The organism is Clostridium sp. Cult1, assembly GCF_021655095.1.
GTDB lineage: Bacteria > Bacillota > Clostridia > Tissierellales > Tepidimicrobiaceae > Schnuerera.
This window is the reverse complement of record NZ_PPXW01000001.1, coordinates 866,541-892,191: the sequence shown is the minus strand read 5'-3', so window position 1 is coordinate 892,191 and position 25,651 is coordinate 866,541. Positions and strand designations below refer to the sequence as shown.

The following is a 25,651-nucleotide window of genomic DNA, read 5'->3' as shown; positions in this document are numbered from 1 at the left end:
CTATCCATGTGCAAAAAGAACCGTCCCTAATGCACTGCATATTTCAAAACTGTCTCATCTATTTCGCCTATATCATAAAAACCTACCTTCAAGCAAATCACTATCCTCCTTATATCCTTTTTCCTACTGTTGCAAGATAAACAACAAATTGTTCCTCTCCGTCTAACCCAATCAATTTGTTTAATTCATTGTCGTCAAAAGCTGCAATTGCACAGGCTCCACAATCTATAGACTGAGAAGCTAAGTACAGATTTTGACATACATGTCCTGCATCTAAATGTACATATCTATATCCCCTTTCACCATATCTCCATTTCATTCTATAAATTACTGTACTCCATATGAAAGTTACTGCACTATTTTTTACAAATATTTGGTCGAGACAACTGGAGGTTACTTTTTCAGCTATACCTGGCTCAGTATTAACTTCCACCAGCTTGTGATCAATAGCTAAATATCTATATAACCCTGGTTTTATTTCATTTACCCTATTCATAAGTAGGTAAGTTTCAAAAGAATGCCTAGCCCCTGCAGAAGGAATATTTCTTAATGTTGTTGGTCTTGAAGTAATTGCCTTCACCCCTTGAGTACACCACAAAAGATAAGATAATTCTTCCATAGTTAAAGGTTCATCCGCATATTTTCTAAGACTTTTTCTTGATTCTATAACTTTCCTTAAGTCTATTTCTTTAACTTCGATATCTTTCACTGGCGGAAGGTCTATTAATACTGCATCCTTGTCGTATGCTAATTCTAAAGGTGGCTGGGGCAATTCTTTTTGTTGATCTGTTTCACCCATGTATTGATATTTTGTTTTCTCAATAAATTCTTTTCCAATATTTTTAGTCATGCTTTCACTCCCTTTATAATATTTAATTTATATATTAATCATTCTAACTTAATATGTATAAGTTTACCAAACTATATAGATAGAAAGTCATTCTTCTGAAAGATTATTATTATTTGTCATAAATAATATGGCCCATATATAGCTAAGAGATAGAAGTATATTTCTAAAATTAAGTATCTTTATATTATTCTGAAGTACCTTCTTTTCTAATTCTAAGCCCGTGATCTACCATACCTCTCTTTCTAATATTTCTTCTCTATCGCCTCCTGTAATTTCAATAGTTCCCACATGTTCCACAGCTTCTTTAACCAATTCATTAGGTTGTCCAACAAAAAGTATTTTCCCTTTATTTAAAATAATTATCGAATTACATATTGATTCTACATCTTCAATAATGTAAGTAGATAATATAACTATTTTCTTCTCGGAATTTTCAGAGAAAAGATTTCTAAATTTAATTCTTTCTTCTGGATCAAGACCTACTGTAGGCTCATCAACTATCAATAATTCAGGATTGTTGAGTATTGCCTGAGCAATACCCACTCTTTGCTTTTGTCCTCCAGAAAGGGTCTTTATCTTCAACTTTCTTTTTTCTTCTAAACTTGTCATACTAATAGCCCTATCAATTGCTTTTCTTTTATTCTTGTTTATACCTTTTAGACAAGCCATTTAATCCAGAAATTCCTCTACCTTAAGTTCCTCATACAATCCAAAATGTTGAGGCAAGTATCCTAATTTTTCTTTAAGATGTTTTTCGTTTTTATGTAGAGGAATTCCATCTACTGTGATACTTCCACTTGTAGGAAGCAATTGTCCTACCAACATTTTCATTAGTGTACTTTTTCCTACTCCATTAGGTCCTACAAATCCAATCATCGCCGGAGAATTAATTTCTAAATTAATATTGTCAAGCGCTTTTACACTATTGTATTCTTTACTGATATTTTCTAATTTTATCTTCATTTTTTATCACCCTCCACTATATATTCGAGAAATGAAGATAAAAGTTACAAAAACTAAAGTCAAATTTGAAATAATAACAAAACATTTCAAACTTGACTTTAGTTCTCTACTTACTAATATATTGATTTAAATACATAAAGTGCTAAGTTTCTTAAATAACATATACACTTATTTATTGATTGATTAAGCCAAATATATCAATATTCCTACAAAATGAAGTACTGTACCTCCCAATACAAACAGATGCCATATAGCATGATTATATGAAATTTTTTTACTACTATAAAATACTGTCCCAAGTGTATAGACTAGTCCCCCTCCTAAAATCCATAGCATGAAACCTAAAGATGTCATCCTAACAATAGGTTTTATTGTAAACAATGCTATCCACCCCATGGCAATATACATAATTAAAGATACTGCTTTATATTTATCCAATTTACCAGCAGTAAATATTTTAAATATTACCCCAAATATAGCAATAGTCCAAATAGCTGTCATAATTCCTATTCTTAATCTTCCTTCCATTGAAAGCAAAGCTATAGGAGTATAAGTCCCTGCTATAAATAAAAAAATGGATGAATGATCAAACACTCTTAAAATTCTTTTTGCCTTTTGATTTCTAATTGAATGATAAAGGGTTGAAGATAAATACATAAGTATTAGACAAAATCCATATATACTAAAAGCAACAATGGAAATAGTATCTTCTTTTCTAATGGATAGAATTAGCAATATGATTAAAGCTACTATTCCAAACAATATTCCTAATCCGTGGGTTATACCATTAGCAATTTCTTCTTTTTTAGAATATTGGTTATTATTTTTCATAGTTTACCATTCTCCTTTTATTTTATAAAACTTCTATTTTCTTTATTCTAAGTATACCTTATTTATATAATCATATCCAAATTATATCAAAGTTTTTATATTTCCAACAATAAAAATTCCTTTTGATGGTCACTTATAATTAATAATTAATATGATATAATATAGTAATTCACGCTATAATATTGTTATATTTTATGGAGGCGAATACACCAATGGAAAAGATAATAAAAAAATGTAAAGTTTGTCCTATTGGATGTGAACTTACAATATATAAAAATGAATCAGCCCCTTCAGGATATACCGTAGAAGGAAATAGCTGTGGTAGAGGAATAGAATTTGGAATAAAGGAGGTAACAGAGCCTTCAAGAATTTTGACTGGTAGAGTATTATTAAAGAATGCTCCTATGAAACATTTGTCTGTTAGAACCACAGGGGTAATACCAAAAGATAAGGTGGATGAGTGTTTGAAAATCTTTAATTCTACCGAAGTTTCTGCTCCTATTCAAAAGGGAGATATAATTATAAAAAATATATTAGGATTAGGTGTAGATGTAGTAGCTGCAAGAAGAGTCAAATAAGTCGGGAAGGATCTCCGACTTATTTTTATCCTATGAATAGTAATCTGTACAAAAGGGTTGCACTATTTTCAGAACTATTTGAGGTTATTAAAAAAGGCTATTCAATAGGCAAAATTATTTCTGTCCTAAATCCTTTAGTTTTCTCCGTTACAAATCTAACACTGCCTTTGATTTTTCCAGCCCTTTCCTCTATTCCAATCAGCCCATTTCCCTTAACAATTTCTTCACATCCATTCCCATTATCCTCTATTGTCATATATATTTGGTCTACTACTTTTATTTCTATTTTCACTATACTAGATTTACCATGTTTAATACTATTAGTTATACTTTCTTTAATGGTAGTATATATGATGTTTTTATACTCTGGAGAATATTCTTCAATTTTTTCATCTATATTATACTTTATAACTATATTATATTTACCTACAATATTATGAGTTAACTTCTCTACGGACTTAATCAATCCTTCAGATATATTCTCATCTTTTAATGCATATACTGCTCTTCTTAGGTTCTCCATACTGTCTTTAGTTAGTCTTTGACATTTAACTATTATTTCATTAATTTCATCTTCTTTATCCACCATATTACCTATCACATCTAGATTCATATTCAATGCTACAAGGCTATGACCTAAATTGTCGTGAATTTCTTGGGCTACCCTATTCCTCTCTTTTGTAATAGCTAATTTTTCTATTTCTTTATTTAACTTTTCTACCCTATTTTTTTCTATTAGCAATGCTCTGTAGGAAAATATAGTAGTAGTAGAAAAGAATAATGCCACACTCATCATAAAGAAATCTAATAGATTCATTCTAAATAATTGTATAACCGTTACCCCTTCTAATAATGCAATTCGAAATAAAGATGAAAATATAATTACAATTAGATTTAGGGTATATAGATATTTTACTACTCTCATATCCTTTATAAAAGCTATATGAATCAAGATTATATATAAATAAATTACTATATATCCTCCTACAATAAATTTTAATACTCCTCCAAAAACAATTGAAATTATTATAGAAGTATAATATATAGTACTAGACCTTTTATAAAAAAAATTATATCTTAAATAGTCATTAGAAATTGCCAAGACCAATATTAGCGAATAGATAATTAAGTTTGTTGTATCTCCTTTGTTTCTAAAAAAAAGATCAGTAAAAAAGATAATATACAAAATAATTCTCAATACATAATTATATCTTTCCCATTTTTTCATCTAAACACCACCTGAGAATATTAGGTGCTTTGTAAACTTTAAATTCTGTCTATACTTTCCCTTGAGTTTTCAACTTTAGTAAATCCTATTTTAACATCTATCAGCTTAATTACTAACATACTAAGACTAATCAACATTATTCCTTTAATATAAAATACTATTGCGTTCCCTATTTGTTCATAAACAAAAGCACCTAGCATAGAACCTAGCATACCTCCAATACCAAGAGCAAATTTGTATTTCCCATAGGATTTTCCCCTTTGATTATCCCCTACTATATCAACTACTAAAGCAGATTGAGCTGGACCGTAAAACATTGAAGTTATGGCAATTAAAGTATTGATTACTATAAAATAATAGTAATTGTTTATTGCTGGAATCAATAAATACAATATTCCAAGAACCAATATACCACTACATAATATTTTTCTTCTATCATATCTGTCGGATACTTTGCCAAATTTATTGGGTAAAAACATAGACAGAATAGCACTAGGAATGAAAAGATAATTTATTAGATATAGTTGATCTGTAATATTTTCTCTAACATAAATAAGATAGGTGTGAGCTGTTAAACTAGATATAAAAGCTAAAGAACCCATTAAAACTAAAAATAGATTAAAATTTTTATAATTCTTTATCATATCTTCTTCATAAGATTTTTTATAAGAAATAGTTTCCTCTACTTTTGAAACTGCATAATAAAGACTAATTAAACTTGTAATTAAATAGATAAAAAATAAGATTCTAAAGGAGTCGTTAAAAAAATTATTATATATTATAGTGAATCCTATAAAAGCTCCTAAAAATCCACCTTTACTTAGAGATTCATTTATAATTCCAAAATTTTCTGATCTATTACTTTCATTACTTATATCGGATATAATCGTATCTATACTAATCCAAAGAAAAGACCCACCTATACCTTGAAAAATTCTAACAATTAATAGATATTTAAAACTATTGCCCATTAGAAAAAGAAGGTTTACTAAACAATAAAATACTACTCCTAAAACCACCCCTATTTTCCTACCTTTTTTGTCAATTAATAATCCAACCACGGGTCTTATTAAAATTGTAAATAAAGAAAAAACTGAGTATATAATCCCTAATTCTATAACAGATACCCCTATAGAATGGGCATATACCGGAAATAAAAAGCCTATTAGGGAAAATGGAAAAGAAATATAAAATATGGATTTCTTTAAAGCTTTTAAATTATTCATGATAAAACCTCCTCTATACTAGATATAAATCTTTTATATCTAGTATAGCGTTAAATTCCAGTCATATCTTGAATCTAAGGTCACCTTTTTGGTGATATTTTAATATATGACTTAAGTCATAATACAATCTTCTCCCCTTATTTATGGTGATTAATTATTGTAAGTTTTTAACCAAATTGCTAATTGTGTCCTATCTCTCAGATCTAATTTACTTAATATCCTAGTTATATGATTCTTTACCGTACCTTCTGTTATGTATAGGATTTTACTTATCTCCTTGTTGCTTTTTCCTTGACCTACTAACTTTGTTATTTCCATTTCTCTAGGGGTTAACTCTTCTAATATGTTTTTCTTATTTTGAATTAGCTTCTTGTCTTGCATGGCACCAGCTATAGTTTTAGCAACCTCTCCATGAAATAATATATCTCCTTTATAAACGGATTTAATACTATTTACTAATTCTTTTGAACTTACATCTTTGAGAATATATCCATCTGCACCATTGTTTAATCCTTGAAATATATATTCATCTTCATTAAAGGTAGTCAGTATTATTATTTTTATATGAGGATATTTTTCTTTTACAATTCTAGTTGCCTCAACTCCATCCATCAAAGGCATTCGAATATCCATAAGGATTACATCTACTTCTTTCTCTTCAATAACTTCAATTGCTTCTTGACCATTAATTGCCTCTCCAACTATCTTTATTTCTCCATAAAGATTCAACATCATATTTAACCCTTCTCTTATGAGGGCTTGATCATCGACTATCAAGACTTTAATCATAATACATCCTCCTGGTTTATCGGGGCGACCTAATATCGCCCCTACATAGATTAATTATCCCATGTAAAACTAATCTTGTTCTTGATCAGTCAAAATCAATGGTCCTTCCTTTGTTATAGCGATAGTGTGTTCATACTGAGCAGAGAGCTTGCCGTCAATGGTTCTCGCTGTCCACTGATTATCATCTATCGTACAAGCATACTTACCGATATTTATCATAGGCTCTATAGTTAAAACCATGCCTTCCATAAGTCTTAAGCCTCTACCAGGTGTCCCAAAATGGGGTACTTGTGGATCTTCATGCATATTCTTCCCTATTCCATGGCCTACAAAATCTCTTACAACAGAAAACCCTTCCGACTCAACATAGGATTGAATAGAATAGGATATATCTCCTATTCTATTGCCAATCACTGCTTTCTCTATGCCTAAATACAAGGCTTTCTTAGTTACATCTAGTAATTTTTTAGCCTCAACCGAAATATTCCCTACAGGATAGCTCCACGCTGAGTCTGCTAACCAACCACCTAAATTTACTACCATATCAATAGTTACTATATCTCCATCCTCTAAAGGCGTTTTCCGTGGAAAACCATGACATATTTCATCGTTAATAGAAGCACAGGTGGCATAAGGATAACCATGATAACCCTTTTGCTCTGGGATTGCCCCGTGTTCTTTCAAAAATTGTTCCACAAATTGATCTACCTCATAAGTACTAATCCCAGGTTTAATCATTTTAGCAATTTCTTTATGAACAGTTGCTAATAACTCTCCAGCTTTTTTCATCATTTCTATTTCTTGTTCAGTTTTAATAATAACCATTTATCCTTTCCTTTCTATATATAATTCTATCTTAATATATACCAAAAATACCTTCCATAATCAAATATCTTTCTTCCTCTGATTAGTTAAGATAATAAATCTTTCATCATCCCGTAAATTATCTAAGTCTTTATCTACCTCTATCATTTCAATAATTTTGGGGTATATGATTAAAGCTTTTCTTAAATCCTTAATAGCTTTATCTATTTCATTTAACCTTGCATAGCAACATGCCCTATTATAATATAAATATTTAGCATAAGGATTATTTTTTATCCCTTCTGACAATACTTCTATAGATTCCTGGAGTTTTCCTTCTTCAATATATATGGCTGATTTATTTAAATATGAATCGGAGTAATTATTATTCTCAATAGATTTATCATAGTATTCTATAGCTTTTTTATGGTTATTCAATTTCTTATATATTACCCCCATATTAAATAAAGCCTTATAATAATCGGGATTGATTTCGATACTCTTTTTTATCATATTATATGCTTTATCATAATCCTTGAGCTCTTCATAGATAGAACCTAAGTTATTATAGGCTATATAATCATTAGGATTAATATTTATAACTTTTTGATAATAGTGAATAGCTTTGTCCTTATCTTCCATTTCATCATAAAGATTTGCTATGTAAAAATATGCTCTATCGTAATAGGGGTCTATTTCAACAGCTTTAAAATAAGATTTTAATGCTTTTTCCTTGTCTTTTAGTCTTTCATACATTGTTGCCATACCATAGTAGGCTCCAGCCTGTCTTTTGTCTAACCTAACGATGTTCTCATAGGCTTTTAATGCCTTTTCTGGAATATCTAATTCATCGTATATAATGGCCATATTATACAGTATTTGTATATTATCAGCCTTATTTCCTTTAAATTTTAATGCCTTAATATAAAACTTAATAGCATTTTTCTTATCTTCGTCTAAATAGGCATTTTCAGCTAAAATTATATAGTTCTTTCTTCTGTCAATATTACTTAACTGATCCTTCATATTTGCAACCACTCCTAGATACAATAATATATTTACTTATAGTTTATCACAAGTTCATAGTTGATTATTACTTTTATAGATAAAAATATATATTTAAATAAGGCAGGGTTGTTCAATCCGTTGAACAACCCTGCCTTTCAATTTACTTTATCTTTAACGCTCTTATAGAATTTAATATGGCTATTATGGAAACCCCCACATCAGCAAATACGGCTTCCCACATAGTCGCAAATCCAAAGGCACCTAGTGCTAACACTATAAGCTTAACCCCTAATGCAAATATAATATTTTGAGTAACTATTCTCTTTGTATTTTTAGCAATCTTCATACCTATTGCTACTTTTCCTATCTCATCAGTCATTATTACAATATCAGAAGCTTCAATGGCCGCATCGGAACCTAATGCACCCATGGCTATTCCAATATCAGCTCTTGCGAGAACTGGTGCATCATTTACTCCATCACCGACGAAGGCAACCTTACCCTTGGTTTCTTCTAATATTGTTTCAAATATTTTAACCTTATCTTGAGGTAGTAGATTCCCATATACTTTGTCGATACCTACTAGCTCTCCTACTTTAATAGCAGTTTCTTCTTTATCTCCAGAAAGCATTATAGTTTCTTTAATTCCTTCAGATTTAATATTTTTAATGTCCTTAATTACATTTTCTTTTAATTCATCAGATACCACTATAGTTCCTATATGAGCTCCATTTCTACCTACATATACTATTGTTCCTATGGACTCTTTTTCTTCAACTTTTATATTATTGTCCTCGAATATTTTTTTATTACCAATTAATATTTTATTACCATCTATATCTGATTGGGTTCCTTTTCCTGCTATTTCTCTATAGTTAGTAATCCTATTTTTATCTATTTCTTTGCCATAAGCATCTACTATAGATTTACCTATTGGATGATTCGAATAGGATTCTCCTAAAGCTGCCAATTCTATTATTTCATCTGCTGTAGTTTCTCCAAAACCATCCACTTCTGTCACTTTAAAGGTACCCTTAGTAATTGTTCCCGTCTTATCAAATACAATAGTATCCACCTCATTCAACCCTTCTAAATAATTTCCACCTTTAATCAGAACCCCTACCTTAGATGCTCCTCCAATTCCTCCAAAGAATCCTAGAGGAATTGATATAACCAAAGCACATGGGCATGATATTACAAGAAATACAAAAGCTCTATAAGCCCAATCAGATATATCATAACCTAAAAATAAAGGTGGAATCAATCCAATTGCTAAAGCTGTAAATACTACTACTGGAGTATAATATCTAGCAAACTTAGTTATAAAGTTTTCTGTAGGCGCTTTTTTGCTTGAAGCATTTTCAACTAAATCCAATATCTTCGATACTGTAGAATCTTGAAATTCTTTTTTAACTTCAACTTTTAATAATCCTTCTCTATTAACAAATCCACTCAGTACCATATCCCCTATATTAATAGTCCTAGGTACCGATTCTCCAGTTATATTGGATGTATCAACAGAAGATTTCCCTTGGACGACAACCCCATCTAGAGGAACCTTCTCCCCTGGTTTTACTATTATATAATCTCCGATATGGACATCTTTGGGATTGACAATTACTATTTCCTCATTCTTTTCTAAATTAGCATAATCTGGCCTAATATCCACCAAAGACGATATAGATTTTCTAGAATGATTGACTGCTAACCCTTGGAAAAACTCCCCTACTTGATAAAAAAGCATTACAGCTACTCCTTCTGGATACTCTCCAATTGTAAAGGCTCCTAAAGTGGCTACCGTCATTAGGAAATTTTCATCAAAGGATTGTCCTGCAAATAAATTCTTTATAGCTCTAATTATTATTTCCGACCCAATGATAATATAAGACGCTAGATATATTGTAAATCTAGAAGTACCATCTAATTTAAATAACCATGGTATTATAAAAAGGATTCCACTAATAATTATTTTTATTATATCTTTTTTACCTATAACTCCATGATCATGACTATGTTGATGATCATGCCCTTCTTCTACAACTTTTACATCTGGTTCCAATCTTTTTACAATATTTTTAATTTCTTCTATAATCCCTTTTGATCTATCTTCTTCAACTATGTTAACCCTTAATCTCTTTGTTACAAAATCTAAAGTTGCATTGTCTACACCATCAATTTCATTTGTCAACTTTTCAATTTTTGATGCACAATTTGCACAGTTCAATCCTTCTAATCCTAGAATGAATTCTTTCATCTATATATCCCCCTTGCTTACTTTTTAACATATGAGCAAGTGTTCATATGTTTGATTATATTATATGCCTCAGATCAAAAACTGTCAATAAAAAACGCCTTTTTAGGCGTTTTTTATAACCTGAATTCCCCAATAGGCTTATACTTAGAATTATCATATTCTATATCTGTTTCATCTAGTAAATTCCATTCTTTTTTTAATCCTATAACTTCTCCTAAAGCTTTAAAATAGTACATTATTATTCCTGCATCCATAAGATCTGTTTTCCCCTCTTCCGAATACTTTAGGAGTAAAACTATTTTATGATCTTTTAAAATAAACCTCCAAGGCTGTAAATTATAATTAGAAGGTGCAAACCTTATGTAATAAAATAAATCGTCTAATCCTCTGCTCTCTAATTCCTCTATACTTACAGGATTACCTATTTTATCTTTATACACAATATCGCTTACTCCATATCTGGAACTAGTTGCTTCCTGCACAAAAGGATTCTTAGCTTTTGGATAGCCTAAAGCCACTAAGTATCCAATATTTTTATTATCTTCACCAAGGATATCAGCCTTAATATTTTTGTCTACATCCTTAACATTTACCCAGCAGGTACCGAGATTTTCATTGGCTAGTAGAGTCATCAACTTTTCAGTATAATAAGAAGCAGTAATAATAGCTTTTTCTGTAACTTCCTTTAATCTAATGCCAATATAATAAGGGCTTTCTATCATTACCCCTGCATAACCTGCTAACCCATCTAAGGACTTATAGATTTTATCCCCTTCTTCAAATAATATAAAATTAAAGTACTCATTATTTACCTCTTCTTCTAGGTCCTTAAAAATTTCTAATACTTCCGTTTTGATTATATTGTCTAGTCTTTTCTTCTTAAAATCCCTAGTAGATTTCCTATTTTTCAAAAAATTACTCATTAACAATTCCATCACCCTTTCTATTGCTATATATTAATATATACCACCATTATTGGGTTTTAATCCTATTTAGATTTGAAATAAATCAATTAAATTTTTTATATAATCCATTAAATAAACATGGACTACAATAGCTGAACCTACCCCCAATATAATACCTGCCACCACATCTGTTGGATAATGAACACCTAAGTAAACTCTTGAAATACCAATAAGTAATGCTACAGTAAGGACAACAATGGATAACTTAGGCATGTTTAATGCTATGGTAGTAGCTACAGAGAAACTAGCAGAAGTATGTCCTGAAGGAAAGGAATAATCCTTTAAAATAATCCCAAAGGTATTAAGATTTTTTAGTATATTATAAGGTCTTTCTCTGCTTAATAGACTTTTTAGACTATAGGTAAGGGTTTGGCTAATAGCAAGAGTTGCAGCTCCTTGTATCCCTATAATTCTAGCCTTGCCCTTGCCAAATATCAATAATATTAAAATAAATAATGTAGTAAAAACAACACCACCTAAATTAGTAAATCTAGGCATGAATCTATCTAAAAATTTGGATTTCATATTTCTATTTATAATTTTAATCAACTTTTCATCAAACCATTTAAAACCTTTTTTCACCTATGACCACCTCTACAGTTAGTATATACAATTATTTCATTTTACTCTTACCCTTATTAAGATATTATAACCTATTTGGGCTCAATTGACTAAACAATTCACCTGTCAAGGTTTTTAAACTTTTTTTAAAGCTATATTCATGTTAATATAGATTAGGAAGTAAGGCCCTTTGGATACATAATTTTTTCGTTAGTAAGGTGGTGTTTTTGTGAACTTGAGCAAAGAACAAAAGAAAGCAATATCCCATGTAAATGGACCAGCTTTAGTTTTAGCTGTTCCAGGAGCAGGAAAGACTACGGTATTAATTCATAGAACAGCTAATTTAATCCTTAATAAAAATATTAGCCCCGAAAAGATATTGTCTATTACCTTCAGCAAGGCTTCTGCTAGAGATATGAAAAATAGATTTAATAGTATATATGGGGATATTTCTCCTATACCAGTCCATTTTTCAACTATCCATAGTTTTGCTTATAGTCTAATAAGGGAATATGCCTTCAAAAATAAGACTAGATATACCCTTATAGAAGATAATAATAAAGATATAAACAAAATTAATATACTTAAAAAAATATATTTTTCCATAAATAAGGATTACATCACAGAAGAAAAACTAGAAACTATAATAAATTCCATAGGTTATATCAAAAATATGCTTATTACTCCAAAGGAATTTTTATCTCAATTTAAACTAGATATAAATAACTTTACTCAAATATATAATATCTATGAAAAATATAAAAGAAAGAACAATTTAATAGATTTTGATGACATGTTAACACTATCTTATGAGATATTAAAAACAGATAATTATCTGCTAAATAAGTATAGAAACAAATATGATTACATACAAGTAGATGAAGGTCAGGATACTTCTAAAGTTCAACTAGAAATAGTTAAAATATTAGCCCATCCTAAAAATAATCTATTTATAGTTGCAGATGATGACCAGTCCATCTACGGTTTTAGAGGGGCTTATCCTCAAGGACTTTTTGAATTTAATAAAATTTATAAAAATACTAAAATATTCTATATGGAACAAAATTATCGCTCCTCTAAAAACATAGTATCTGTATGTAATAAATTTATAAAAAAGAATACCCTCAGGTATAATAAAAATATATTTACAGAAAACCAATATATGGAGCCAATTAGTATAGTGAAAGTGAATAGCTTAGAGGAAGAATATAAGTATCTAATGGAAGAATTAAAAGAAATGGACAATTATATCGATATAGCTATTCTATATAGGAATAATATATCCGCTATAGGTGTAATAGAATATTTGGAAAGAAATAATATTCCCTTTTACATAAAAGATACAAATGCAAAATTTTTCAACCATTGGATATTACAAGATATCATTAATTTTTTCTTATTATCTTATGATAATTCAAATATGCAATCCTTTGAAAGGATATACTATAAAATGGATGGATTTATTTCTAAAAATCAAGTTAATTATATTAAAACCTTAAACCTAGACAAATCTGTATTCCAAAGATTGCTAAGCTTTCCTGGACTAAATAATTTTTATAAAAGGAATTTCTTAGATCTGAAACTTAATTTTAAAAAACTATCCAAAATGAAGCCCTATGAAGGTATATGTCATATTGAAAATAATTTAGGATATGGAGATTATTTGAGGGAAAGTGGAATGAAATTGGGATATACTTTAGATTCTTTGAAGACAATTTTAAATTATATAAAAATCATCGCTTCTAAAACCCATGACTTTAACGAATTTATTGGCAGATTGAAATATCTAGAATATCTTTCTATTCAGTCAAAAAATACAAGAGATGGCATAACCTTATCTACCATCCATTCTGCTAAGGGTTTAGAATTTAATCGAGTTTATTTAATCGATTTAATTGATGGAGACTTTCCACCTACTAGTAGTATAGACGCTTTTAAAAAAGGAAATATTGAAGCTTTAGAAGAAGAGAGAAGGCTTTTCTATGTAGGAATGACAAGATCAAAAAGACATTTGACTTTAATGGCTTATAATAATAGAAATGATAAAGAGATTAGTCCATCAAGATTTTTATTAGAACTAGAAAATCTTAATGCTTAGCTTAATGTATTACATTAACCTTTATAATCTTTAACTATAGCCATTTTGAACCTTAAGTTCAACTTTAACATTAACTAAGTCTATTAATTTAATTAAATTTATTTTTATTATAATTTTTAATTAATTTGGAATACTATAAATGAAGAATTGCACTAAAAAATTATTATTGAGGAGGTTCAAAGTGGCTAAAAATAAGAAAGATTCTTTTAAGAATCAAAAAGGCAATAAAAATAATAACCAAAATAAAAATAACAACAAAAATGACAATAAGGATGACAATAACAACAAAGACAATTTTTAGCTTAATAAGAAAGAACCCCAGTTACAAATGGGGTTCTTCTACATATCAATCCTTTAAAGCTTCTACATTTGAATAGTCAACAGTAAAGAATTCATCTTTTCCTATTGAAAAATGGCCGGAACTATAGGGGATACCATCGGTGGATATATAAACTTTCTCTACTCCATAGAAATCACCAAAAGTATTTACTATACTCTTTAGTATCTCTCCTTCCATGGCACTCCCCCCATTCAAATCTGTTAATAATTCCTTAGAAAAATCTACTTTTACCATCTGATTTCCTCTATCTAATACTATAGAGTTAATCTTGGTATCCTCGGAAATAGGTGAAATTAATCCGCTTCTGCCAGGATTTTTAAGATTATATTCTAGTATTCTCTCTATATTATCATTAGTATTAAATCTTATATCCCTTTCCAAGTATCCAGTTTTAATATCTTCATACATAGGGTAGAAAAATCTAGTATCCATTTCATAGGGTTCATTTTCTAAATCTTCCAAGAGGGTCTTGACTTCAAATTCTCCGTCTTTATAAATAGATGCTACAAATCCAATGCCTTTTGCATAGTAGTCTAATTGTTTTCTACCTTCTCCTAGTTCAGTAGTTACTTCTAGGGCTTTAAAATTTTTATAAGGGGTTTCTATACTAATATCTATTCCAGTTATACTACTTTTATATCCTCCAGGAGTATTCCACGTTGTTCCTATTTCTAGTGGTTCTTTTAAAATAATATTATTGTTTTCATTAGATATATTTAACATATTTTCAATATGGTAAAACTCCCCTTGACTAAATACCTCTCTCAGCTCCCCATCTTTGTATTCTAAAACTTTCACCATAACTGTACCTGGATTGAATACCTTAATCTGCCCCCTATTACCTTCAATAAATTCAAAAAAAGTGGTCTTCTCAGCAAATTCATTCCCAATTCCTTCATATTCCATTTTCATATTTGCTTTAAAGGGATAGTAATCTGCAATAGTTAAATTTTCTTCATTAGGGTCCACTGCAGTATTATCTTCATTTGGCATATTAACCCTTCCACAACCAGTAAATACTATAGAAATAAAAATCAATATACTCATTAAGGATATAAATCTTTTCATCCTAATCACCTCTTCTATCTTGGATTTCTTCTATACCTTCTATATGGATTATATCCTTATTTACATATTTTATTTTATAGATCTATTACAATATTTCTACATCTGCCCTTAATTTATATATTACATCTTTCCTTTCAATGATCACAATAGTATTTCTAAAGAGGTTATTATCTTCTCTGATGCTTAGCAAAAATTCTCTATTGGGGTTTATAGCAATGGGGTTTCCTACCATTTTAAGCATTGATAAATCACCAACTGTATCGCCATAAGCATAACTGTTTTCTAAATCCACATCATATCTTTTCAGAAATTCATCTAATGTCTTTTGCTTGTTTTCAGAATTCCACATCTTAATTATTTCTCCAGTAAAGTTATTTTCTTCATCTACTAAATAGGCAGTCCCTCTACATTCAGTAACTCCATATTTCTCAGCCATCTTAGAAACTAAAAAATCGGGACTGCCTGATATAAAAAACACCTTATGTCCTTGCTTTTTATGCCATTCTATCTGATCCCTTGCATATTTATATACCATATCCCCACTTACATTTATAACTTGGGAAGCAATAAATTCAATATAAGATTTATTTACACCTTTCAATTCATCAATATAGACTTCAGCTAAGGTTTCTAAATAATGTTCAAAATCCCCATATCTTTTTTCCCATTCCTCATAAACAGGCTTTATTTTGTTATACCATATAGATGGATCAATAACCTCATATTTAATTAATTTTTTAAAATGTTGTATCATCAAAGAGTTTCTAAAAAGGGTACCATCAATATCGAAAAAAGCTGCAATATTCTTCATAAAATCACCTTATTTCTTTTTAGTTTATTATATATTATATACCCAAGTAAGTATAGTAGTACCTTTCAAAAGAACTTCTGTATTTTATTTTGATTTTCGTTAATGAAATCTTCATATTGGTAATAATCTATACCTAATTTTGAACAATTCTTCAACAATTCCTGGACTATGATTTAATCAATGTTTTGAATTATGGAAAATAGATATAAAAAGGTTCTATAATAAATGTTGGGGTGGAAAATAATTTACCCTAACATTTATTTTTTCTAAAAATAAAATGCACTCGTGAAATAAACAGCTGCTGGCCATTTATTGGGGTTTTTCAGATTTTATATGCTTCACCCAAATAGGCCTGGTATTGATTTTTGGAAGTATATGGGCAGTAAGGGGAGAAATATCCCTGGGAACCTTTGTTGCTTTTGTCTCCTATGTGAATATGCTTGTATGGCCAACACGCCAATTAGGAAGAACCTTAACAGATATGGGAAAGGCAACAGTTAGCACTAGACGTATTAATGAAATATTTGATGAACCAATTGAAATACTGGAAGAAAATTATCAAAAGCCTAAGATTAAGGGAAATATTTCCTTTGAAAATGTGTATTTTGGATACAAGAAGGATAGACCAGTGCTGAAAAATATTACATTTTCCATTAAGGCTGGTGAAACTGTTGCAATTATAGGACCTACAGGTTCTGGTAAAAGCTCACTTGTTCACTTATTGGCATGGCTTTATGATTATGATAAGGGTTCCATAAAAATAGATGGTATAGAATTAAAGGATATTGATAGGCTTTGGATTAGAAAAAATGTAGGCATTGTTTTACAAGAACCCTATTTATTTGCTAAGACTGTAAAGGACAATATAAGGCTATTTAATCCAAAAATCAAAGATAAAAAAGTTTATGAATCAGCAAATATTGCCAATATCCATAAGGACATTCAATCCTTTGAAAATGGCTATGATACATTAGTTGGAGAAAGGGGAGTTTCCTTATCAGGAGGTCAAAAACAAAGAATGGCCATTGCAAGAACAATTATAATGGAAAGCCCCATTGTAATATTTGATGACTCACTGTCTGCTGTAGACACAGAAACAGATATATCTATTAGAAAAGCTCTTAAAGAAAGAAGAAATAAATCTACCGCCATAATAATATCCCATAGAATATCTACAGTATCAGAGGCTGATAAGATCATAGTATTGGAAAAAGGCGAAATCACCCAAATGGGAACCCATGAAGAATTAATAAGAGAAGAAGGGCTCTATAGAAGAATATATGAAATTCAAAATGCCATAGATGATTTTAACGATGACCTAGCCTTAGATGCCTAGTGGAGGTGACAGTATGGATAATATTGACAATAGTAAAATAGATATAGGCATATGGAAAAATTTTTATGAGCTTATTAAGTCCCAAAAAAATCAGTTCCTTTTATTATTTGTGGTAATGATTACTGTAGGTTTTATAGATGCCATATATCCCCTTTTTTCTAAATATGCTATAAATAATTTTATAAGCAAAAATACGATAAAAGGATTGGATAAATTTATTTTAGTTTTCTTTTTAGTCTTTTTATTTCAAGCCTTTAATGCCTTTGTGTTCATTTTATTAGCTGGAAAAATAGAGACAAATATGTCCTATAGTATTAGAAAAAGAGGATTTGAAAAGCTTCAAATCCTGCCCCTTTCATACTATGATAAAAAGGCTGTAGGATGGCTAATGTCCAGGCTTACTTCTGATATAAACAGAATAAGCGAAACCATATCCTGGGGCATTGTTGATTTTGCTTGGGGCATAACTATGATGCTGGCTATAGTAATAGCCATGTTTAGACTAAATTTTAAACTTGCCCTAATAACTCTTTCGGTAGTGCCTCCTTTAGCCATTGCCAGCTTCTATTTCCAAAGAAAAATTCTTAAGTCCCAAAGGCAGGTAAGAAAAATAAACTCACAAATTACTGCTTCATATAATGAGGATATTCAAGGTGCAATGACTACTAAAACATTAACAAGGGAAGAATTGAATCTTAAGGAATTCAGCAGCCTTACTGAAAATATGAAAAGGGCATCCATGAGAACTACAATAATTTCCTCACTCTATATTCCCATAGTAATTGTACTAGGCAGTATTGGAACTGCTTTGACTCTACATTTTGGAGGAGTTAAACTATCATCCAATGCCATATCCTATGGAACCTTGGTAGCCTTTATATCTTACTCTGCACAATTTTTTGAGCCTATTAGACAATTGGCCATAATCCTAACTGAAGTGCAAGCAGCCCAAGCTTCTGCAGAAAGAGTTTTCTCCTTAGTTAATGAGATTCCTGATATCCTGGATAAGGAGGAAGTTGTTGAAAAATATGGAGATCTTCTAAATCCTAAAAGGGAATTTTGGCCTCAAATGAAAGGTAAAGTAGAATTTAGAAATGTATCCTTCGCCTATAAAGATGGTGAAAAGGTTCTTGAAAATTTTAATTTAATAGTGAATCCTGGTGAAACCATAGCCTTAGTTGGGGAAACTGGTTCTGGTAAAAGTACTATTGTAAACCTTTTGTGCAGGTTCTACGAACCCACAGAGGGAGAAATTCTAATAGATGATGTAAACTATAAGGAGCTACCCCAAAACTGGATTCATGAAAACTTGGGATATGTATTACAGACCCCCCATCTGTTCAGTGGAAGCATAAAGGACAATATAAGATATGGTAATTTAGATGTTACAGATGAAGAAATAATTGAAGCTTGTAAGTTATTAAACTGCCATGACCTTATAATGAATATGGAAAAGGGCTATGATACTTTAGTTGCACAGGGGGGAGATCTATTATCTACTGGAGAAAAGCAGCTTATATCCTTTGCCAGGGCCCTTGTAAGGAAGCCAAAATTATTTGTACTGGATGAAGCTACTTCCTCCATTGATACAGAAACTGAAAAAAGAATTCAAAGTGCCATTGAAAAAATACTTGAAGGAAGGACTAGTTTCATAATTGCTCATAGATTGTCCACTATAAAAAATGCTGATAGGATACTGGTAATTAAAGATGGAAAAATTGTAGAAGAAGGAAAGCATAGGGAATTATTAGAAAAAAGAGGATATTATTATAGGTTGTATACAAATCAGTTTGCAGAGGAAAAATCAAAGGAAATACTAAGAAATTGATAATAATAAGACGTGGGAACAAGGCAGGGGGATGGTTCCCCTGTCTTATTTAGCCCATCAACTCAGCCTCTATTTCTTTCCTCAGCTTAATCTTATCCTCTTCAACCCCACTTTCCATATATGGATTTTCTATAACCCTTTTTACCCTAGTAGGCTTGTCTGATAGTATAACAATTGTATCTCCCAAATCCAGAGCTTCATCCATATCATGGGTGACTAAAATACAGGTTCTCTTTTCCAGGCTTCTAAGCTCTTTAAAAAAATCAAGGACTATCTTTTTATTGCTTATATCCAAGGATTTAAAAGGTTCATCCATTATAAGTATATTTGAAGGGTAGGCAAAGGCCCTCAGTATACTTATTCTTTGCCTCATGCCTCCACTTAAATTTCTTGGATAGTAATATTTGTACTCTTTTAAATTAACCAGACTTAAAAATCTGTCTATGGTAACTTCAATTTCCTTTTTGTTCATTTTTTTCTTCAGTACAAAGGCCATATTGTCCCTTACATTTTTCCATTCTATTAGCCTATCCTCTTGAAAGACAAAGCTAATATCTTCATTTTCAAAGCCCAGGACCTCTCCAGCATCCTTTTCTATAATACCAGCTATTATATTTAAAAGGGTGGTCTTACCACAGCCAGATGGACCTAATATGCAGGTTGTTTTGTTCTTTTTAAAATCTATACTTATATTATCCAGTACCCTTAAAGAGCCATAGCTTTTATATATATTTCTTATATAATACTTCAATATATCACTTCCACTTTTCTTCCTTAATGATTTTTCTTAAAACAATACCCACATATCCTAATATTTTTGAAATAACAAGTATTATTATTATCCAGGCAAAGACTCCAGATGTATTTAAGTACATTTTCTCCATCTGAAGATTACTTCCAATTCCGAATTTTGGCTGGCTTAAAACTTCTCCAGCTATAACCATTTTTAAATTGATATTAATAGCTGAAGTTAGCACTGAACTTAGATTAATAAATATGCTGGGTATATATATATCCTTAACTATGTTCACTCTATCCACCTTGTACAATTTAGCCATTTCCATTATTTTTTTATCTACATTTAATATGCCCTTTAAAACTGATTCATATAGTATGGGAAATACCATTATAAAACCTACAAACATAGGTACCAACTCATGGTTAAGCCATATTAGGGCCAGAATAATTATGGCCATTGTAGGAATTGAGCTTAAAAAATTGAGCACTGGCAACATTAAACTATATATAAATTTAGAAAAGAAAGAAAGTATTCCCAGGCCAATGGCCAATACAAGGGAAAACAAAAATCCTAATAGACCTCTAAGCAGGGAATGAAAGATAACATTTAAAAAATATGGGTCTTTAATTATATCTATCAAGCTCATAATGGTACTTTTTATTGATGGTAATATAACTTCCCTATCTATTACATGTGATAAAAAAGCCCATAGGCCTATTAGAATTAACTTTGAAAGTAAAGAAAATTCCTTATCTTTCAAGATAGAATTCTTCATCTGGAATTTGTCCTCCTATTACGTCAGGCGCAAAATTAAGTAAAACCTCATAATACTTTTGATAGTATTCTATACTGTCATCAATCCTAAATGGATATATATTCATACGGCCTATTCCATTTACCACTATGTCCTTATTCATTCCCAGTTCTAATTCTTCCATATATTGCCCTGCCAGTTGTGGATTTTCCATTATCCATTTTAAGTTTTCTTCATAAAGATTCAAAAACTTGTCTAAAAAATCCCTGTAATTATCAATTAAATCAGCTTTAATAATTAGACTGGCCTGTGGATAGCCATATTCATTGCCAGTAATTTTACTCCACTCTTCATTAAAGTCTAATAATATTTTGGCATCTACTTTTTTCATCAATATATTTGTAGTCTGTGGTTCCGATAATACAGCCAAATTTGTTTTCCCGCCAATAAATTGGGGGCCTACTTCTGATGCAGCACTTAAATAATTAACAGATATATCCTTATCCACATCTATGCCATTTTGAGAAAGAACATATTTAAAAACTAAGTCTGGTGTCAGATTTTTCCCAAAGGAGGTTATTTCACTGCCCTTTAGGCTTTCAATATTGTCAATGTCTTCAATACCAACAAGATATAAGGTTCCCCAGACAGATGTGCCTGCTAATTTATATGGAATATCCTTATTGTATAGCTGGGCTGCCAGGTTAGAAGGAACTATGGCAATATCAGCTTCTCCCTTTAACACTTTGGAGGCTAATAGATCTGGAGTTGATTGGAATTCATACTCTATAGCAATATTTTCATCTATAACGGGATTTTCCTTCATCAATTTGGCAACAGTTAAGGAAGGCACTCCTCCTGGGAAACAAAATCTAAGCATTAGTGTTTCTTCAGTATCATTTATATCCACTGCTTCCATATTTTCATCCCTGGTACAAGCTACTGATAAGGCTAGTAATATGGCTAATAGACATACAAGTAATTTTTTCACTGTAAAACTCCCCCTTATTTATTAGTGGCCTCTAAACATGTAAACATGTTTAGAGACCTTAAATTTACCATAATTCCCAAGCTCTTTGATCTGTATGAAGAAGCTCATGAGACTTTTCAGATAAGGGTTCTCCCAGAAAATCCTCATAACATTTTATAATAGATGGATTTTCATGTGAAAATCTTAAGATATTTATCTTATCCAAACCATATAATACCTCTGCCCTATCATAGGCCAATTCTTCTCCATCGTGAATAGGCTGGCCTCCTCCACCAGCACATCCGCCAGGACAAGCCATTATCTCTACAAAATCATACTCAACAGAGCCATTTCTTATGGCTTCTATTAATCTTCTTGTATTTCCCAATCCACTTGCAATAGCAACCCTAATCTTAGCTCCATTTATATTAAAACTTGCTTCTCTCCAGCCTTCTCTTCCTCTAACATCTTTAAATGCATCTGGATCTGGATTTTCTCCTGTAACGAAGTAGTAAGCAGTTCTTAAGGCTGCTTCCATTACTCCTCCTGTTGCTCCAAATATAACTCCTGCACCACTGCTAACTCCCAGAGGCCTATCAAATTCTTCTTCCTTTAAGGTAAATGGGTTTATATGCTCCGCCTTAATTAGCCTATCTACTTCTCTTGTAGTCAACACAACATCCACATCCTGGCCAGCCCCTGCAGACCTCATGACAGAAAGTCCAGCTTCATACTTCTTGGCAGTGCAAGGCATTATGGAAACAGAGAATATTCTGGATGGGTCTACTCCAAGTAAATCTGCATAATAGCTTTTAGCTATGGCGCCAAACATCTGTTGAGGGGATTTTGCAGATGATAAATTTTCCACCATATCTGGATATTGGGTTTTTACAAAGCGGACCCAGCCAGGGCAGCAGGAAGTAAACATTGGGAATTTTGCCTTTTCTTTGTTCTTAAGCCTTTCTAAAAATTCTGTTGCCTCCTCCATAATAGTTAAATCTGCTGTAAAGTTTGTATCAAATATATAATCAAAACCTATTTTTCTTAAAGCTGCAACTAGTCTATTAACTGTTGCAAATTCTCTTGATACTCCTAAAGTTTCACCCCATGCGGCCCTTACTGCAGGTGCTATTTGAACTACTGTAATCTTATTTTTATCAGCTAAAGCATCATATACCTTATCTAAATCATCTCTTTCTCTTAAAGCTGCAGTAGGACAGTGGGTTATACATTGGCCACAAAGAGCACAGTCTGATTCTTCAATCCTTCTATTTTGTGAAACGTCAACCCTTGTTCTTGAACCTGTATTTGCAACATCCCATATATGCATATCCTGTATTTTGTCACATACTTGCACACACCTCATACATTTAATACACTTTTCATAGTTTCTAACAAGAGGAAATCCTTCCGTCCATTGAGCATGGGGTAAATCCTCCTCGTAGGGAACTTCTATAATTCCTAAGTTGTTTGCCACCTCTTGAAGGCTACAATTTCCACTTCTTACACAAGAAGCACACCTTGCATCATGTTGGGATAGTATCAGCTCTACATTTATGCGTCTGGCCTCTCGCACTTTAGGGCTGTTTGTATATATTACCATTCCTTCCTCTACTACATTATTGCAAGAAGTAACCAGCCTGTTTATACCTTCTATTTCTACTACACATACCCTGCAGGCGCCAATTTCATTTATATCTTTTAAGTAGCAGAGATTGGGAATGTTAATATCGTTCATCTTAGCAGCTTCCATTATAGTGGTGTTTTTAGGGACATTTATTTCTTTATTATCAATGATAAGCCTTACCATCTTTCAATCCTCCCCCCTTTGAATACGCCAAATCCAAAGTGGTCACATCTCAAGCATCTTCTAGATTCTTGGTTTGCTTCCTCAAGGCTCATTCCTATTTCCACAGGTTTAAAGTCCTTAACCCTATCTGTTGCATCTCTTTCCTTCATATTAACTCTACCACAAGGTATTCTATCTGCTAGTCTTGGAGCAGGAATTTCAACAGGTGTTTCTATAATGTGATTATAGCCCAGATAGTTGTCTATATTTGCTGCAGCTACCTTTCCTGCCGCTATTGCAAGGATAACAGTTGCAGGGCCTGAAACACAGTCTCCACCTGCATATATTCCCGGTATATTTTCAAACTCACCAGTATCAAGGGCAGTTATTACTCCTTTTCTTACTGGAATTCCCTCTTTTTCAAATTCTTTAGATTCAATACCTTGACCAATGGCACTTATTACTACATCGCATTCCATCTTTACTGATTTCCTACCTGCATCTACTGGTTTAGGCCTACCTCCTTCTATTGGGCCTACCATTTGTGGTTGTACCCATAAGGCTTTAACCTTATTTTCTTCATCACTTTCTATTCTAATTGGCTGATATAAATCATATATTTCAATGCCTTCAGCAATAGCACCTTCCACCTCTTCTTCCAGGGCCGGCATATCTACTTTACGCCTTCTATATACTATGCTTACCTTCTTAGCTCCTAGACGAACAGCAGAACGGGCAGCATCTATGGCAACATTTCCGCCACCAATAACTACTACTGTCTGTCCAGTAAAGTCTGGATATTCATCGTCACCTATTTTCCTCAGTATATCAACTGCTGAAACTACTCCTTTTACCTCTTGACCTTCAATACTGATTATCTTTCCTTCATGGGCGCCTATTGCTATATATACAGCATCAAATTTATCTCTTAAATCTCTGAGAGATATATCTTTTCCAACAGTTACTTCTGTATGGACCTTTATTCCCATAGAAAGAATTTCATCTATTTCCCTGTCTAATACTTCCCTTGGAAGCCTATAGCTTGGAATACCGTACCTTAACATACCTCCAAGTTTTTTCCTCTGCTCAAATATTTCTACATCGTGACCCATTAAAGCAAGGAAATAAGCTGCACTTAATCCGCTAGGCCCTCCTCCTATAATTGCAACCTTTTTACCTGTGGCAGGTGCCTTCTTTTCTCTAGGCATTTCTTTTGCATTTTCTACTGCAAATCTCTTTAATCCTCTTATATTTATTGGATTATCAATCATATTCCTTCTACATCTGTTTTCACAAGGATGTTCACAAACAAAGGCACATACTCCTGGCAATGGATTATCCTTTCTTATTAATCTAATAGCATCTTCATACCTTCCTTCAGATATTAATGCAATGTATCCTGGTACATCAACTCCTGCTGGACAAAGGGATACACATGGAACTGGCTGATAAATTTCAAAGGTACAGCGATCTCTTAAAATATGTTCCTCAAAGTCGTCTCTAAAGCCTTGTACTCCCTTTAATACCATATTGGCTGCTTCGTAGCCTATGGCACAGTCTGCAGTATAGTAGATTGTCTTTGCCGTCCTTTCAATTAAGTCAATTGTCTCCAAAGTTGCATTTCCTTCTAATACATCTTCAAGTAGTGACTCTAATTGACCTAAACCGATTCTGCATGGCACACATTTACCACAGGTTTGAGCATGGCACATCTTTAAAAAGGATGAAGCCAAGTCTATAGGGCATAGTCCTGGTGGACTTGCAATTATTCTTCTCTCTAAGTCCTTATAGAGAACTTCAACAGTTGCTTGTGCCCTATCTTTTGTGATAATACTAAGTCTGCTCATGATCATACCCCCCT

General features: G+C 31.7%; 21 protein-coding genes and 1 pseudogene. 4 read left to right on the top strand and 18 right to left on the bottom strand.

Annotated elements, in window-relative coordinates:
• Positions 1–109: 109 nt before the first annotated feature.
• The 3 genes and pseudogenes from C3E89_RS04225 to trhA form a co-directional block, all read right to left on the bottom strand.
• A complete protein-coding gene (locus tag C3E89_RS04225) occupies positions 110–850 on the bottom strand; it encodes a SagB/ThcOx family dehydrogenase (protein ID WP_236911239.1) in 741 nt (246 codons plus the stop codon).
• A gap of 252 nt (positions 851–1,102) precedes the next feature.
• Positions 1,103–1,813 (bottom strand): annotated as a pseudogene (locus C3E89_RS04220) (ABC transporter ATP-binding protein); the annotation flags it as partial.
• A gap of 183 nt (positions 1,814–1,996) precedes the next feature.
• A complete protein-coding gene (trhA, locus tag C3E89_RS04215; protein WP_236911238.1) occupies positions 1,997–2,644 on the bottom strand; it encodes a PAQR family membrane homeostasis protein TrhA in 648 nt (215 codons plus the stop codon).
• Positions 2,645–2,856: 212 nt separating this feature from the next.
• Here trhA and C3E89_RS04210 point away from each other — a divergent pair, with 212 nt between their 5' ends.
• Positions 2,857–3,222: a DUF1667 domain-containing protein gene (locus C3E89_RS04210; RefSeq protein WP_236911237.1), complete on the top strand. Its 366-nt coding sequence runs from the start codon at positions 2,857–2,859 to the stop codon at positions 3,220–3,222.
• A gap of 97 nt (positions 3,223–3,319) precedes the next feature.
• Here the strand turns inward: C3E89_RS04210 and C3E89_RS04205 are convergent, their stop codons facing one another.
• The 8 genes from C3E89_RS04205 to C3E89_RS04170 all read right to left on the bottom strand — a co-directional run bounded on the left by C3E89_RS04205 (position 3,320) and on the right by C3E89_RS04170 (position 12,078).
• Entirely contained in the window at positions 3,320–4,450 is a 1,131-nt protein-coding gene (locus C3E89_RS04205) for a sensor histidine kinase (RefSeq protein ID WP_236911236.1), read from the bottom strand.
• A 38-nt stretch (positions 4,451–4,488) separates the two neighbouring features.
• Positions 4,489–5,676: an MFS transporter gene (locus C3E89_RS04200; protein ID WP_236911235.1), complete on the bottom strand. Its 1,188-nt coding sequence runs from the start codon at positions 5,674–5,676 to the stop codon at positions 4,489–4,491.
• 150 nt (positions 5,677–5,826) lie between these two features.
• Positions 5,827–6,465 carry a response regulator transcription factor gene (locus C3E89_RS04195; protein ID WP_236911234.1) on the bottom strand — a complete coding sequence of 213 codons (639 nt, stop codon included), beginning with the start codon at positions 6,463–6,465 and terminating at the stop codon, positions 5,827–5,829.
• 69 nt (positions 6,466–6,534) lie between these two features.
• Complete coding sequence (map, locus tag C3E89_RS04190; RefSeq protein ID WP_236911233.1) at positions 6,535–7,290, bottom strand: type I methionyl aminopeptidase; 756 nt, start codon at positions 7,288–7,290, stop codon at positions 6,535–6,537.
• A 60-nt stretch (positions 7,291–7,350) separates the two neighbouring features.
• On the bottom strand, positions 7,351–8,295 hold the full coding sequence (locus tag C3E89_RS04185) for a tetratricopeptide repeat protein (protein WP_236911232.1): 945 nt from the start codon (positions 8,293–8,295) through the stop codon (positions 7,351–7,353).
• Between the two features lie 142 nt (positions 8,296–8,437).
• Complete coding sequence (locus C3E89_RS04180; protein WP_236911231.1) at positions 8,438–10,531, bottom strand: heavy metal translocating P-type ATPase; 2,094 nt, start codon at positions 10,529–10,531, stop codon at positions 8,438–8,440.
• Positions 10,532–10,644: 113 nt separating this feature from the next.
• Positions 10,645–11,454: a nitroreductase family protein gene (locus tag C3E89_RS04175; RefSeq protein ID WP_236911230.1), complete on the bottom strand. Its 810-nt coding sequence runs from the start codon at positions 11,452–11,454 to the stop codon at positions 10,645–10,647.
• Between the two features lie 69 nt (positions 11,455–11,523).
• Positions 11,524–12,078 carry a phosphatase PAP2 family protein gene (locus C3E89_RS04170; RefSeq protein WP_236911229.1) on the bottom strand — a complete coding sequence of 185 codons (555 nt, stop codon included), beginning with the start codon at positions 12,076–12,078 and terminating at the stop codon, positions 11,524–11,526.
• Positions 12,079–12,286: 208 nt separating this feature from the next.
• On the opposite strand from C3E89_RS04170, the gene C3E89_RS04165 reads away from it, so the two are divergent.
• On the top strand, positions 12,287–14,155 hold the full coding sequence (locus tag C3E89_RS04165; protein WP_236911228.1) for an ATP-dependent helicase: 1,869 nt from the start codon (positions 12,287–12,289) through the stop codon (positions 14,153–14,155).
• A 346-nt stretch (positions 14,156–14,501) separates the two neighbouring features.
• Here C3E89_RS04165 and C3E89_RS04160 read toward each other — a convergent pair whose 3' ends face one another.
• Both C3E89_RS04160 and C3E89_RS04155 read right to left on the bottom strand, forming a co-directional pair.
• A complete protein-coding gene (locus tag C3E89_RS04160; protein ID WP_236911227.1) occupies positions 14,502–15,563 on the bottom strand; it encodes a GerMN domain-containing protein in 1,062 nt (353 codons plus the stop codon).
• An 85-nt stretch (positions 15,564–15,648) separates the two neighbouring features.
• Entirely contained in the window at positions 15,649–16,374 is a 726-nt protein-coding gene (locus C3E89_RS04155; RefSeq protein WP_236911226.1) for an HAD family hydrolase, read from the bottom strand.
• 358 nt (positions 16,375–16,732) lie between these two features.
• Between C3E89_RS04155 and C3E89_RS04150 the strand changes: the two genes are divergently transcribed.
• Positions 16,733–17,710, top strand: a complete 978-nt coding sequence (locus C3E89_RS04150; protein ID WP_236911225.1) for an ABC transporter ATP-binding protein — start codon at positions 16,733–16,735, stop codon at positions 17,708–17,710.
• 13 nt (positions 17,711–17,723) lie between these two features.
• The gene (locus C3E89_RS04145; protein WP_236911224.1) at positions 17,724–19,538 is read left to right on the top strand and encodes an ABC transporter ATP-binding protein; all 1,815 of its coding nucleotides are present in this window, start codon (positions 17,724–17,726) and stop codon (positions 19,536–19,538) included.
• 49 nt (positions 19,539–19,587) lie between these two features.
• On the opposite strand, the gene C3E89_RS04140 is transcribed toward C3E89_RS04145, so the two are convergent.
• The 5 genes from C3E89_RS04140 to C3E89_RS04120 form a co-directional block, all read right to left on the bottom strand.
• Positions 19,588–20,289 carry an ABC transporter ATP-binding protein gene (locus C3E89_RS04140; protein WP_236911223.1) on the bottom strand — a complete coding sequence of 234 codons (702 nt, stop codon included), beginning with the start codon at positions 20,287–20,289 and terminating at the stop codon, positions 19,588–19,590.
• 4 nt (positions 20,290–20,293) lie between these two features.
• Positions 20,294–21,052, bottom strand: a complete 759-nt coding sequence (locus C3E89_RS04135; RefSeq protein ID WP_236911222.1) for an ABC transporter permease — start codon at positions 21,050–21,052, stop codon at positions 20,294–20,296.
• Positions 21,027–22,022, bottom strand: a complete 996-nt coding sequence (locus C3E89_RS04130; RefSeq protein ID WP_236911221.1) for an ABC transporter substrate-binding protein — start codon at positions 22,020–22,022, stop codon at positions 21,027–21,029. Before C3E89_RS04130 ends, C3E89_RS04135 begins: the two co-directional genes overlap by 26 nt.
• 64 nt (positions 22,023–22,086) lie before the next feature.
• A complete protein-coding gene (locus C3E89_RS04125) occupies positions 22,087–23,811 on the bottom strand; it encodes an NADH-dependent [FeFe] hydrogenase, group A6 (RefSeq protein WP_236911220.1) in 1,725 nt (574 codons plus the stop codon).
• On the bottom strand, positions 23,805–25,637 hold the full coding sequence (locus C3E89_RS04120) for an NAD(P)-binding protein (RefSeq protein WP_236911219.1): 1,833 nt from the start codon (positions 25,635–25,637) through the stop codon (positions 23,805–23,807). Before C3E89_RS04120 ends, C3E89_RS04125 begins: the two co-directional genes overlap by 7 nt.
• Positions 25,638–25,651 lie beyond the last annotated feature (14 nt).